Consider the following 13,436-nt stretch of genomic DNA (forward strand, 5'->3'; position numbering starts at 1 on the left):
TTCTTTTGGGTTTTGATACTTCTAGTCCTAGAGCAATAGCTAAATCAGATTCTAGGTAATATCGATGCCCTGATGGGGTTCTCTTCGCTGGTAATTTTCCCGTTTCATCCCATCTATGAAGAGTTTTTACGCTAACTCCTACTCTTTTAGCAAATTCTCCTGGTCGCATTAACTTTTCCTAGACATAATGTCTAAGATTGTACAGCTTTGTCTAGCAAAATTGCTACTAGACTAAAGCTCTCTTTAATTGTCTCAATCGATAGGCAAAACAACCTGTTATCTAGCCTGGGGTAACAGAGCCATAGGATTAGTCGCTGTTGAGCCATTGGGGCGAATTTCAAAATGGAGGTGAGGACCAGTGCTACGACCAGTAGTACCCATTTCAGCAATTAATTGTCCTTGTGTAACTCTTTGACCACTGTTCACTAAAATACGATTGTTATGAGCATAAAAAGTAACGCTACCATCAGAATGTCTTAGTTTAACTAGGTTGCCATAACCACCAGAATTCCAACCAGCAAAAATCACCTCTCCTGGGGCTGCTGCCATGATAGGAGTGCCAATAGGTGCAGCAATATCAATTCCCTTGTGCATTCTTCCCCAACGCCAGCCCCAACCAGAGGTGAGAGTGCCTTGAGCGGGCCACATATAACCATCAAAAACAGGGTTATCTGGGAAATGTTCTTCTGGAGAATCCAAAGGAGGTAAATCGGGTGCAATACTATTGTTTCCCGAAGGGCTGATAACTGTATTAAAGTTTTCTGCTGGAGTAGGTGCAGAAGCTAAAGACGGATTTCGTGGTTGGGCATCGTTGCTTACTTGCTCATTCTCTTCTGAAACATTTGTCAGTACTGAGGCGTTTGTTTCGGAAGATACTTTAGAGCCAGCTCGTTCATTAGACTCAGTGGGTTGTACCACTGCTGTCGTTTTATTACTGCCGTTTTGATCTTGATATCTCGTCCGTAGTTGAATAATATCTTGTCTCAGCCTGCTGATGTAAGGATCTGAGTCTTGAGATATATTACCATCAGATGTTTGTTCGGCTTTTTCTACAGGGTTTGTGGCTATAGACTCTAAATTTTGCTTTTTACTACCAGATTCTGCTTTTTTCTCTACTAGAGAAGATAGAGAGGCTGGCTTTTTAGAGCTTGAATTGGCAAAGTTGTTACTCAAAGAAAACCTGCGATCTTGGCGGAGCCGAGGCACTTCGTGGTCAGCTTCGCTGGCTCGCTTTGCGAGATCGCCAGATACTTCAATTCTTTGATAATTATGTTCTTGTGCTAACTCCAGACTGGGAATTACCAACTGATAATTTATGTTCAGAAAGTTGGGGTTAGTTAATTGATTAGCTTCAATAATTTGATTGCTGGAGATGCCATACTGACGAGCAATTTCTGTAATAGTATCCCCTGCTCTAACAGTATGAATTTTTTGAAATGTTTCTTGCGTCTCAATTTTGGCTAGTTTCAAAGAAGGTAATTGGGGTATCCCTTCAGTAGTAGTTTCTCGAACTAGGTCGGATTTAATTAAGATTGTCGGTGTAGCTTCTTCTTGATTAGCATTAGCACCACCAATTGAACCCGATTTTTGATTGCTCTGCATACTCTGTATTGCGCGAGTATCGAGAGAAGGTAATTCTGCAATCAAAGCCCGACCTTTGTGGTCAAAGATAGTCGCTTTTGCTTGTGCTGGCTGATGAAAAAATACCGTTGCTCCCAAAGATGAGATTGAAGCAATTAAACCCAATCCCCATGTCTTCAAGAAGTTTCGTTTTTTGTGGTTACTGGTAGATATAGCTTGCTCCTTTTTATCAGCTAAAAGGAGTGGGTTTGGTAATTGGGAGCTTACAGGTGATTTTTGTTCTTGCATAGCCATGGATCTCTTTTTTAATAGTCTTTGGGTAACCACCTAGATATCTAGTTAGTTGTCATAACGAAAGCATTTTAGTGTTTTAAATTTGTTTCTTTAAACCCAATTTAAGAAGAAGCACAATATTTAACTTGCGTTAAGTCTTGAAACTTCCTTTATAAAGTTTCGTATTTGTACGAAAGGTTAACCTGAAATTTGTATTTAGACAAGTAGTTTCAAATACTTTTTACTTTTTTTTGATTTAAGACTTAAAAATATGTATATTGTGTGTCTATCTAGTTAGTTTTTAGTAAATATTATGCGATCGCTAACTATTAATCCTTGATGTTATTTTTGCTTGCCTAATGGCTTCAAATAAAGCAATAGAAACACTCACCGAAAGATTAAGACTGCGTACTTGAGGTTGAGCGATTTCAATATAGGCTCGATAGTGACAAGCATCTAAAACTTCTGGGGGTAAACCTTTGGTTTCACAGCCAAACAATAACCAATCATTAGCTTGATATTGGTAGTCAAGATAGTCACCGCTACCCCGCACTGTAAAGCCGATTAAATTGCCGTCTCGCTCGCGATAATGTTGCCAAAAGTATTCCAGGTCTTGATGATAATGTAAGTCTACGTAGGGCCAATAATCTAAACCTGCTCTTTTCAAATAGCGATCGCTGATTTCAAAACCTAATGGTGCTACTAAGTGTAATTCTGTTTTGGTAGCAGCGCAGGTACGAGCAATATTTCCCGTATTGGGAGGAATTTCGGGATGAACTAAGACGACACGGGGCATTTTTTCAGTAATCAGTTATCAGTGACCAGTTATCATTTTTTGACTAACCATTTGCCATTAGTCCTTAATTAGGCGACTAAAATTGGCTGACAAAGATTATATTCTAAGTCTTTTTCTTGTTGAGCCATTTCTTGAATTGCTTGTTCGATGATAGCGGGAATAGCTGTACCTTGTTGATATTGTTGTAGCCACTGTTGAGCCATGTTACCCGATCGCAGAATTTTTTTCACTGGGGAGAGGAAACAACTATACCCTTTTGGCTTAACTGTCGGGTAAATCTGTTCGTAAATCTCACCAATCCAATCTTTAGCTGTAATGGTGCGTCCATCTTGCCAATGTTGCAGTTGGGCATCTAAGCTATTGTGGGCTACCGCAGTTTCATTGTTATCTGCCATAGTTACTAATTCCTCTGGAGTAAATTTACTCTGCTGTAGTGGATCGAGATTTGGGTATTGCAACATCTGGTTAATTCTACCTTCGAGTAAAGCAGTAATTGCCAGTAATGCAATCGGATCGACTACCAAATCACAAATACGCAATTCTAAACGGTTGAGATTATAAGGTCTGCGATCGCCATTAGGTCTGACAGATGACCACAAATGACGAACATTTTCCATAGTGCCAATAGCTAATTGTTCTTCTGTCCAATCTATAAAATGTTTGTGAGAGCTAAACAAAGGTACATTACGGGGAGTTTTCGGAAACATCTGCCAGCGAGTAGAATGATAGCCTGTAGCCTTGCCATCTAAAAAGGGAGAAGAGGCACTTAAAGCTAAATAAAGAGGTGCTTCTAAGCGAATTAAACGACAGGCTTGGATTAATTTTTCTGGATCGCTAATACCTACATTAATATGAATGCTGGCAGTTACAACATCTGTACCATAGGTTTGCTCAATATACTCATGATAAGGATTTTGGGGATCGGAACGAAAGAAACGGCTGCTATCTCCCAGGGATAAAGTACTACCAGGAAGAATAGTATAATTGCCCAAGCTGCGGATATAGGTTCTTAATTTTTGTCGTGGTTTAAGTAGAGCGCACAACAGGCGGGCATAGCTGGTATAGGGCGCAGTGGTATATTCTACATTTCTACTGTCTGGTTCGCGGACAAAACAACCATCTAATTGCTTGACAATTTTATCTGATAGTCCGATGACATCACCTTGAGGCGTGCCAGTATACATTTCTACTTCAAATCCCTTGGAAAGTAACACTATAATGCCTCGCTAACAGTAATCAGTAATTAGTAATCAGTCAAAAATTATGAATTATGAAGGAAAAAATAATTCAATATCTTAGAGAATAGCAGTTTTAAACCGCGTCTTGTCTTAATAATGGTTGATAACAATCACAACTGGAAATTGCGATCGCAAATACATTATAAGACAAAGGATAATTCTAAAAACTCTTTGAGCCATTCCAATATTACTGTTTCCGTATTCTTCAATCTCAACCCAACTATCTGCACCACAGATTACGGCACAAATTGTCCTACCGACGATATCTAGTAAACGATGTTCAATTAGATACTCGGTTCTCGGATCTTCTAAGCTTTCAAAATGTATTAGAAGTGATGCTGATTGTTTGTTAGAAGAATTCATGGCTGACAATTAGTTTAGAATCTATTTGTCAGTATCTCTCAATTTTTGAGTATGCGTTTGCCCTGGCGTCGATCGAGCCAAATTTGATTTCTTTAGTGAGTAAGGTAGACTCAGCTTCTTTGTTGCTTACTTTGTAAGCATTTAAAAAGGTTAATTGACTTACGACCAGGATTAATGTCAAATACAGTCTCAAACTTTACTTGTTTAGGTTTAAAATCTAAGTTGCTTAGAATTAATGTGAGGATACCTGGGCTACCAAATCAAAGGCATCTCAGGCGTAATTCAAAGTCTGTTATCTATATTAGGTTGGCACTCTGCGTAGAAGCGGTTAGATCGGAGGATTTCGAGATAAAAATATCAATTCAAATATAGTACAAGTTAGTGCTGAATTCAAGTAACCATAACATCTCCAGAGAAATTAAACCATGCATGTTGAAACCTGTTGTCAAGCTTTGCTCGATCAAATTCTGCTAGCGATAGATAAAGAGAAAACAGGAATTTGTATAGACGTTGGTGTAGGGACTTTTGCTTTCTATTGCGAGCGATTTGCTCGTCTCGGATTTCAGACCATTGCCGTAGAGCCTCTCCCTTCCCAGAAATTACGTAAGGTTTGCCAAAGTCATCAAATCCACTTAATTGAATGTTGCCTTTCCGATACTAATGATATCCAAAAATTACATATTGGCACATTCGCTGGCTTTTCAAACCGTAACTTTAGCTCCTTAGACCCTAACTGGTTTGGGGCTTCAAATAATACTAAACCAGTCCAATCAATGACATTACCTAATTTGTTAGATAGACTTGCAGCCCCAAAAATCACCTGCCTTAAACTAGACATTGAAGGCTGGGAATCTGTAGTTATTAAGCAGTTACCAGAATTACCAGATTCCTTGCTGCCAAAGGTCATCATGTTTGAGTATGGAGGCGGAGCTAATAGGCAGAGTCGTAAGGCAGGATGGTCATCCCAATTTGTTAGTGCAACAAAGGAATGTCTCTCTGTCTTAAAGGATTGGGGTTATGGCTTTAGTGTGATAATTGACTTTGCCCCCGATGCTAAGGAGCTAATCTTTGACTTACAAGCATCCGATCTCAACCTGAACACGATTTTTCAGGCAAATTCCATTTATGGGAATATTATTTGCTGTCGCCATTTTCGATATGAAGAAGCTGAAATTAGTAAAATATGTGCTTCCTACTACGATGGCTTGCTTAGCCGATTGGTGAAAGCACTTTTGTCAAATGTTTCTAACTAGATGGCGGTCAAAATAATCATGATAGAGAAAAGAATTAGTAAAGATCGCTCAGAAGAGATGGCTAGGTTATTATTATTCCCACTCCTGTTTTGCTTCACTCTTTTGAAGATTGTCAATAGGCAGGTTCGCTCCTGGATAGGACTACAAACAAAAGACAATCTGATGCTCGATCTTGAAGCTCTTTGTAAAAAACACTCTTTGAAACCACGTGGTGTCATTCATATTGGTGCTCATGAAGGTCGAGAAATTAGCTTATATCGAAAGATGGGGTTTCAAAACATTTTGTTTATTGAAGCTAATCCAGTTGTATTTGAGAGATTGAAAGAAACTATCAGAGGTATTTCTAATGTTAAAGCAGTAAATTGCGCCATCAACAACTTAGATGGAGAAACAACTTTACATGTGACTTCATACGATCAGAGTAGTTCTGTATTGCCGTTGAAAGAAGTCAAACGAATTTACCCATTTATTGCAGAGTCCCATCAAGTAAAAGTTCAGTCGAGGACACTGGATAGGCTACTACAAGAACAGCAACTAGATCCATCGGATTTTAATATTATAAATATTGACATTCAAGGTGCTGAACTTATGGCTTTTCAGGGAGCAATAAATACTTTAAAGCATATTGAAGCAATCAATACGGAAGTCAATTATCAAGAACTGTATGAGGGATGTGCAATAATTGACCAGATTGACGAATTTTTGACAAGTAAAGGCTTTAAGCGTGTGGCAACAACAACACCATTTCATCCATCGTGGGGAGATGCTTTTTATGTGAAGAAAAGGACTAGTGCCTAGTCCATAGAATTGTCGGGAAATAAAAAAGTACTTATTACTCAATACTTAATGACGAGTTACTTCAGCCCCGTTGGGCTTGGTAAGAAAAGAAGGAGAAAAATTATCAAACAGGTTCAATTCCAAGAGCCAAGAAATTCCCATAAAGCAAAAATTGCTGTTTTAAGTTAGAAAAAAACGAAGTTTCTACCTAACTTACCCAACCTTTCCTACTCATAATTAAAGAGCTATCTCAGGAGTTTTACCTTTCAAGCCAGTCATTAGTCGTAAAGCAAACATTTTCAAAGGTTTAATATGTGCCATAAGCCATAAACCCAAACGGCGAACAGCAACAATTGGTAGCCAATTATTAGAGAAGAAACGATCTAAGAAATCAGTAAAGCCCAAAATAGCTAAGTTTTCTTGTTTACGCCATTTTTCATAACGCTGAAGTACAGATAACGAGCCAATATCCTCCTTGCGTTTTAAAGCTTCTGTTAAAATCTGTGCCAAAGTAGCAGCATCTCTAATACCTAAATTTAAACCTTGACCACCTACAGGATGACAACAGTGGGCTGCATCTCCAATTAATGCTAACCTAGATTGGGTATAGCGATCGCATTGCATTAATTGTACGGGAAAAATAAGGCGATCGCTGACTAATTCTAAATCACCCAATAAACCGCCTGTATAGTGTTCTAATTCCTGTAAAAATTCTGCTTCAGTTAAATTCTGTAAGTCTTTAGCTCTTTTGTGGGGATTTGTCCAAACAATCTGACAACGATTCCCTGGTAAAGGCAAAATACCCATAGGACCTGTAGCCCAGAATCTTTCAAAAGCCGTATCATTTTGCGGTGCTGTATGTTTAATGGTAAAAGCAACACAAGATTGCCAATACTTCCAGCCACGGGTGGTAATGTTCGCCAAATTACGAATTTGCGATCTAGCTCCATCAGCCCCAATCACTAATTTGGCACTAATACTGCGATCGCCATCTGCGGTTTTTACAGTTACGGTACTAAAGTTACTATGGTTGGTAACGTTGGTTACTTCTGCGGGACATACCCAATTTATATTAGAGCAGTTTGTTATGTGTTGCTGTAGAGCAGTTAAAACCACATTATGTTGTGCCACATAACCAAGATAGTCGGTGTTTAAATCTTGTTCCTCAAAGGTAACTACTTGAGGAAACTCAGCATCAGAAAGACGAATATTTTTAAATTTGCCGATGTGGGGTAATATCTGTTGCCAAACCCCAATACCTTCATAAATACGACTCGAAAGAATCGAGAAAGCATAAGCTTGCCTTCTAGCTGCTGCCACCTCCAACGGTTTTGCTTCAACTATGGTGATTTTTAGTCCAGAATCTTTTAAAGCAGATGCGAGAGTCGTACCAACAATGCCCCCGCCGACAATTACGATATCACAATCTACGCTGTTTTTAGTAGTTTCGACAATACGGTTTTGTTGTTCTAACGCCATTTTTGAAAATTTGTTTCTCTTTATATATATTGTGACGCGATCGGCAAAAACAGTAAAGTTGTTTTATTTGTGGTTGGTTGGATGAACGATGATTTAATCGGGCTGAATTCCTGAACCCACAGGTGCAGTGGATTTTAAATTAAGATCGGGATAATCGCCGACAATTTGTGCTACGTTCCATTGATTTTTAATCAGTAGTACTGGTCTATTCCAGCTATCTTTAACTGTCATCGTGTTAAAAATTCGTCCTGCTTTTTCGAGAGCTTCCCAACCACCGCCTATCCAACGAGCAACGCTATAGGGCAAAGGCTCTAAGTTGGTTTCTACGTTATATTCATTTTTCAAACGAAACTGCACTACTTCAAACTGGAGTTGTCCCACTGCTGCTAAGATAGGCTCGCGTTTAAACTCATCAGCAGAGTACATAATTTGTACTGCACCTTCTTCTTGTAATTCGGTGATACCTTTTTGGAATTGTTTGAATTTAGAAGGGTTGGGATTTTTCAGATAGGAAAAAATTTCAGGAGAAAAGCAAGGTATCCCTTCATACTCAATCTTTTTGCCATTGTAAATAGTATCGCCGATCGCAAACACCCCAGGATTATTTAAACCTATAACATCCCCTGGATATGCTACATCTAAAGATTCTCTACCTTGAGCAAATAGTTTCTGAGGGCGAGACAACCTGACAGTTTTTCCTGTACGGGCGTGTTTGACAGTCATGTCTTTTTCAAACTTACCAGTACACACCCTGACAAATGCTACTCTGTCTCTATGTTTGGGATCCATGTTTGCCTGTAACTTAAAGACAAACCCTGTAAATTCAGGATAAGTAGGCTCGATTTCTCCTTCTGATGAGTTACGCCCTTCTGGTTTGAGAGCATAGTCTAAAAAGGACTTTAAGAACAACTCTACCCCAAAGTTAGTCATGGCACTACCAAAGAATACAGGAGTCATTTTTCCTGCATGAATTTGTTCGAGATCGAAATCTTCGGCTATCTCGTCTAAAATCTCTAATTCTTCTTTTAGCTGATAATAAAGCTCCTGGTCGAGAAATTCTTCAATTCTGGAGTCGCCTAAATCAATTACTGTGTCTTGGGCTGTTTTACTTCCGTGAGCGCGTCTTTCAAACAAATGTATCTGTTTTTTAACTCGGTCGAATACCCCTTGAAAGCGATCGCCCATACCAACAGGCCAATTTACCGCATAGGTTTTCATCCCTAGCTCTTGCTCGATCTCGTCCAATAACTCTAAAGCTTCTCTTCCAGGACGATCTAATTTATTAATAAATGTAAAGATGGGCAGCGATCGCATCTGACAAACTTCAAACAATTTACGCGTTTGAGGCTCTAAACCTTTTGCTGCATCGATTAACATGACAGCATTATCGGCTGCTGCTAAAGTGCGATAAGTATCTTCACTAAAGTCTTGGTGTCCAGGGGTATCTAACAGGTTAATCTGGAAATCATCGTAACTGAACTGCAATACTGTAGAGGTGATCGAAATACCCCTTTGCTGCTCCATTTCCATCCAATCTGAAGTAGCTTTACGTTGCGCTCTTCTCGCCTTTACTGAACCCGCTTCATGAATTGCACCCCCATATAGCAATAGCTTTTCTGTCAGGGTTGTTTTACCCGCGTCAGGGTGAGAAATGATAGCAAAGTTACGGCGACTTTCAACAGCGTTTTCTAATTCAATCAGGATTTCTGCGCTCATGCAAGGGTACTAAGGAGTAGTGTCTGCCTTATTATATCGAACATATAAGGATAAAAGATGAGGGATGAAGGATGAAGGATGAAGGATGAAGGATGAAGGATGCCTATCACGGATACCGCTTCGCATAAAGGATGAAGGATAAAAGATGAGGGATGAAGGATGAAGGATGAGGGATGAGGAGGTAATAGATGAGAATTAGCCACCAATAACTAATTGCCAGCAACCAGCAACAACGAGCCACTAACTACCAGCACACGAACCCAGTAAATCAAAACCCATCTCAGTTCATCAAAACGCTCGACAAACAGCTACTAACAAACAATCAAATATTGTAAGGGCGATTCACGACGCGAAGCTAGTCCTTTAGGGCGAATTGCCCTTACCCACTAACCCTGTACTGTTGTTTCTTTTTAGTAATTAATGCTTGGAAGCCTGGTTTTTGTTGATATTCCTGCCAAACTTGCTCTTGAGTAGCTAAAGCTAAATACTTTGAGGGATAATGATTAATGGCTTTTTCTAAATAAGTAATTGCCCAATTAGGCTTATTAAGTTGAGCATAACAACAGCCCAAACGATACAGCAAAACTTCTTGTTCCGAGTCAATTTCTAAAGCAATTTGATAACAATCAATAGCTGTTTGGTAGTTAGCTAATTGTTCTAAAATCAATCCTTTTTGATAGTAAGTCCAAAAATCTTGAGGACGTAATTCTATAGCTTTATCGTAGCTATCTAGGGCTAAATTCCATTTTTCCCAGTTTTGTAAGGTTTCTGCTTTACGGTAATAAGCCCAAAAATCATCGGGACGTAATTCGATAGCTTGTTCGTAATAATTAATAGCTAACTCGTATTCTCTATGATAACGATAAGCCTCTCCGAGACGGTATGTCACCCAGTAATCATTAGGTTCTTTAGCCAAAGCCTGAGTAAAACAAGCGATCGCATTTTCATACTGTGCTAATTCATCTAGGTAAATACAGCCCTGCTCGTACCATGCCCAATAATTTTCGGGTTTCATAGTTGCAGCTTGCTGATAATGGTCTACTGCTTCCCTATAACGTCCTAAAATTTCTAGAACCCCTGCTTTGCGATACCATGCCCAATAGTCACGAGGATGATACTCTATAGCTTTGTTATAGCTTGCGAGAGCTTCTTCGTAGCGATGTTCTTTTCGGAAACTATTTCCTTGCTCATACCATCCTTGATAGCTGTCGGGTCTGCATTCTAAAGTGTTATACATCAGGGTTTCCTGTTATTCCTGTTGTTTCTATCTTTTATTATCCCGCAAGTTAATTAAAAATTTATTATCAGTATAGAGTTTTTTCTTTAAATCCTGACAAAAGATTTTTAGAATTGGAAAAAGTCTCAACAGATATTAGTCGCAGAGTTGAATTATTTAAGTTAATTAAGATGTTAAGTTACAAAGATAACCACTAGATAATTACTCAAATTATTGGTTTTACTAATGTTAAAAGAATATTGAGATGATATGGGTCGTCGCGCAAGTTTTGTTATTCGGGAAAATGGCAAAGATCGGTTTTTAGTCGATCGCTATGCAGGTGGAGATGTAGTATCTTCTTTGCTACATGGTTTAGATAGTGCCATGAATATGATTGATTGGGGAAGTGATGTCATTAGCATCATGGATGAAGTTTGGGGAGAAGCAGGAGTAATTTTAGATTATGATGCCCAAGTTCTCCTGTTTTGGGGTTCTGATTATTTAATGTCTGAGACTCCTCTAATCCCCTATTTACTAGATTTAATGAAAACTACTCGATGGGTTGGTTGGGATGTGCGCTGGGCTAAATGGGGAATGTTAAGTATGGCGGAATATCTTGGCAAACCAAGATCGTCTGTCTGTAAACCTTTTCAACTTTCCACTGAAGAACTAAGTAGTGAAGAAAGAAGAAAAAACAGGCTCGATCGGTGGTTAAAAGGTGAAAATTATTATAATGAACTTGGTACAATTATTACCCATAGAAACTTAAAGGGAGAGTTTTTAGATTACACTACTGTAAACTTTATTGATGACACTTTAAGACTAGGAAAAGATATCTTTTTAATTCTTCAAAATAAAGAAACTTCTCCATTACCTCGTGAAATATATTTTGACGATAGTACTCATGTTAATAATTATGTTTATATCAATAAATGTCTTTATATCGATGAAATAGATAGAACTATTCATGTATTTTGGGGATATCCTTTATCTAATAACTGTCTATTTTATGAACTTCATCGCTATTGGTTGGATTGGCAAATAAAATGGCAATATAAAGGCTATGCAGGACATTTAAAATTAACAAAAAGGGAAAACAATGATTTATTAGTATCAAGAGAAGAAGCTATTAACAATTTGCTAAAAATATTTAGCGATCCGCTAATAAGAGGAATTAATAGTAAACACGATCAAAATGATTCTGTAAATGTAGAACATATTAGAGAATGGGAAAAAGATTTAGAGTCTCTTGAGAAAATAAAACAAGAATATTTGATGAAAAATAAAATGTCATAGTTATAGAGAGTTTTCTGTAAGTAACATAAAATTTGCCTTAGTAAACCAAAATAAAATATTTATAATTAAATGTAAGCTAACTTTTCATGAATTGAAATGCATCAAAAAAATTAAGACAAAGTTAGATAAAATGAGAATTATTATTTATCAATATAATTATGACAAACCTTAAGGCGATCGCTTTTGTCTTGTTAACCGATCGCTAATAACTAATAACTGAAAAAATGCTTCCTTCTGACCTTTTAATTTATCGCCAAAATGGGGAAACTGTTGTTCCCAAGAAATTAGCCATTGATGATAGAATTATCGGCATAGCAAGCGATCGCGTTGAATGTTTTCAGGAATATAAGGGTAAAACTCAGGGAGAGTTAGACCAAAAGTTACTAGAAATGGAGGGAGATAGCCCTGATTATCGGGTTAAGCGAGGTTTTGCTCATATTTTAAAAAGTAGTTTTTCTACCTTTGAAATTGTTAGCCCCCTTGAACCACAAATTTTAAGACAAAAAGTATTTGCAGAAGCAGCTAAAACTAAAACTATTCCTGATTGTCGTAGTGATACTTTAGAAGCCGTTTCTCAAAGTTTGGGTGCAGAATTAAAGCGTACTGTATCCCTTGAAGAAATCGAAAAAGGTTTGTATGCAGACTTACAAGAAAATCGTATTTTAATAGAATTTGATGCGCCAATTCCTGATAGTTTGATTCATCGTTATAATCTGTCGCAAGTACAGGGTATTTTCTATCGTGCTAGCAGCATAATTATTAATGCTCATCGCAACGATCCAGGGGAATATAAATTACTGTTTCGCTATCTTAAATTATTTCAATTAATGGCATATATTGAAGGAGATTCCGATACAGGTTTTACTATTACTATAGATGGTCCTACCAGCTTGTTTAAAGCTAGTACTCGTTACGGCTTATCTTTAGCCAAAATGATACCTGCGTTGCTTCATGTAACCAAGTGGAGTTTGCAAGCCAAATTACAACAAAAAGACCCTTATACAGGTAGTGTTAAATCAGGAAGATTTACTCTAGAAAGCGATCGCTGTAATTTAGTAAGCCACTATCCCCCAGGAAAGCCTTACGACAGTATGTTAGAACAATCTTTTGCCAAGAGTTGGGCAAGAGCTAAAACAGAATGGCGATTAGAAAGAGAAGTGGATTTAGTACCTCTTCCTGGTAGTGTCATGATTCCCGATTTTCGTTTAGTACATCCTGATGGACGAGATTTTCTACTCGAAATTGTCGGTTATTGGCGACCAGAATACTTAAAGAAAAAGTTTTATCAAGTCCGCAATTCAGACTCTACTAATTTGATTTTGGCTGTTTCAGAAAGACTTAATTTAGAAAAGGCTGGAGTTAATTTTACTGAGCTACCTAATAGAGTAATTTGGTTTAAAAATAAGCTGCAAGCGAAAGCTGTTTTAGAAATTTTAGATTAGACAAAG

General features: G+C 38.0%; 11 protein-coding genes and 1 pseudogene. 4 read left to right on the plus strand and 8 right to left on the minus strand.

What is annotated here, in order from left to right:
• The 5 genes and pseudogenes from H1P_RS00005 to H1P_RS00025 form a co-directional block, all read right to left on the minus strand.
• A partial coding sequence (locus H1P_RS00005) for a MerR family transcriptional regulator (RefSeq protein ID WP_144862861.1) occupies positions 1–169 on the minus strand: 169 nt, incomplete at its 3' end.
• A 107-nt stretch (positions 170–276) separates the two neighbouring features.
• A pseudogene (locus H1P_RS39755) lies at positions 277–714 on the minus strand (M23 family metallopeptidase); the annotation flags it as partial.
• Positions 715–2,176: 1,462 nt separating this feature from the next.
• Positions 2,177–2,650, minus strand: a complete 474-nt coding sequence (locus H1P_RS00015) for a tRNA (cytidine(34)-2'-O)-methyltransferase (protein ID WP_144862865.1) — start codon at positions 2,648–2,650, stop codon at positions 2,177–2,179.
• Between the two features lie 68 nt (positions 2,651–2,718).
• Positions 2,719–3,864 carry a glutamate--cysteine ligase gene (gene gshA, locus H1P_RS00020; protein WP_144862867.1) on the minus strand — a complete coding sequence of 382 codons (1,146 nt, stop codon included), beginning with the start codon at positions 3,862–3,864 and terminating at the stop codon, positions 2,719–2,721.
• A gap of 114 nt (positions 3,865–3,978) precedes the next feature.
• Entirely contained in the window at positions 3,979–4,251 is a 273-nt protein-coding gene (locus H1P_RS00025; protein WP_144862869.1) for a transposase family protein, read from the minus strand.
• 425 nt (positions 4,252–4,676) lie between these two features.
• On the opposite strand from H1P_RS00025, the gene H1P_RS00030 reads away from it, so the two are divergent.
• Positions 4,677–5,504, plus strand: a complete 828-nt coding sequence (locus H1P_RS00030) for an FkbM family methyltransferase (RefSeq protein ID WP_144862871.1) — start codon at positions 4,677–4,679, stop codon at positions 5,502–5,504.
• A complete protein-coding gene (locus tag H1P_RS00035; protein WP_222426877.1) occupies positions 5,505–6,302 on the plus strand; it encodes an FkbM family methyltransferase in 798 nt (265 codons plus the stop codon).
• A gap of 216 nt (positions 6,303–6,518) precedes the next feature.
• On the opposite strand, the gene H1P_RS00040 is transcribed toward H1P_RS00035, so the two are convergent.
• The 3 genes from H1P_RS00040 to H1P_RS00050 form a co-directional block, all read right to left on the minus strand.
• On the minus strand, positions 6,519–7,760 hold the full coding sequence (locus tag H1P_RS00040) for an FAD-dependent hydroxylase (RefSeq protein ID WP_144862873.1): 1,242 nt from the start codon (positions 7,758–7,760) through the stop codon (positions 6,519–6,521).
• Positions 7,761–7,853: 93 nt separating this feature from the next.
• Complete coding sequence (gene prfC, locus H1P_RS00045) at positions 7,854–9,476, minus strand: peptide chain release factor 3 (protein WP_144862875.1); 1,623 nt, start codon at positions 9,474–9,476, stop codon at positions 7,854–7,856.
• Between the two features lie 379 nt (positions 9,477–9,855).
• Entirely contained in the window at positions 9,856–10,713 is an 858-nt protein-coding gene (locus tag H1P_RS00050) for a tetratricopeptide repeat protein (protein WP_144862877.1), read from the minus strand.
• 249 nt (positions 10,714–10,962) lie between these two features.
• On the opposite strand from H1P_RS00050, the gene H1P_RS00055 reads away from it, so the two are divergent.
• Positions 10,963–11,988 (plus strand): hypothetical protein, encoded by a 1,026-nt coding sequence (locus tag H1P_RS00055; RefSeq protein ID WP_144862879.1) that lies wholly within the window; start codon positions 10,963–10,965, stop codon positions 11,986–11,988.
• 224 nt (positions 11,989–12,212) lie between these two features.
• Positions 12,213–13,430 carry a DUF790 family protein gene (locus tag H1P_RS00060; RefSeq protein ID WP_144862881.1) on the plus strand — a complete coding sequence of 406 codons (1,218 nt, stop codon included), beginning with the start codon at positions 12,213–12,215 and terminating at the stop codon, positions 13,428–13,430.
• Positions 13,431–13,436: the final 6 nt, after the last annotated feature.

Source organism: Hyella patelloides LEGE 07179, from assembly GCF_900659865.1.
GTDB classification, from domain to species: Bacteria; Cyanobacteriota; Cyanobacteriia; order Cyanobacteriales; family Xenococcaceae; genus Hyella; species Hyella patelloides.

Coding starts and splice junctions, on each gene's coding strand:
- H1P_RS00025 (WP_144862869.1), bottom strand. CDS start 4,251: ATGAATTCTTCTAACAAACAATCAGCATCACTTCTAATACATTTTGAA.
- H1P_RS00015 (WP_144862865.1), bottom strand. CDS start 2,650: ATGCCCCGTGTCGTCTTAGTTCATCCCGAAATTCCTCCCAATACGGGA.
- H1P_RS00050 (WP_144862877.1), bottom strand. CDS start 10,713: ATGTATAACACTTTAGAATGCAGACCCGACAGCTATCAAGGATGGTAT.
- H1P_RS00055 (WP_144862879.1), top strand. CDS start 10,963: ATGGGTCGTCGCGCAAGTTTTGTTATTCGGGAAAATGGCAAAGATCGG.
- H1P_RS00030 (WP_144862871.1), top strand. CDS start 4,677: ATGCATGTTGAAACCTGTTGTCAAGCTTTGCTCGATCAAATTCTGCTA.
- H1P_RS00040 (WP_144862873.1), bottom strand. CDS start 7,760: ATGGCGTTAGAACAACAAAACCGTATTGTCGAAACTACTAAAAACAGC.
- prfC (WP_144862875.1), bottom strand. CDS start 9,476: ATGAGCGCAGAAATCCTGATTGAATTAGAAAACGCTGTTGAAAGTCGC.
- H1P_RS00060 (WP_144862881.1), top strand. CDS start 12,213: ATGCTTCCTTCTGACCTTTTAATTTATCGCCAAAATGGGGAAACTGTT.
- H1P_RS00035 (WP_222426877.1), top strand. CDS start 5,505: ATGGCGGTCAAAATAATCATGATAGAGAAAAGAATTAGTAAAGATCGC.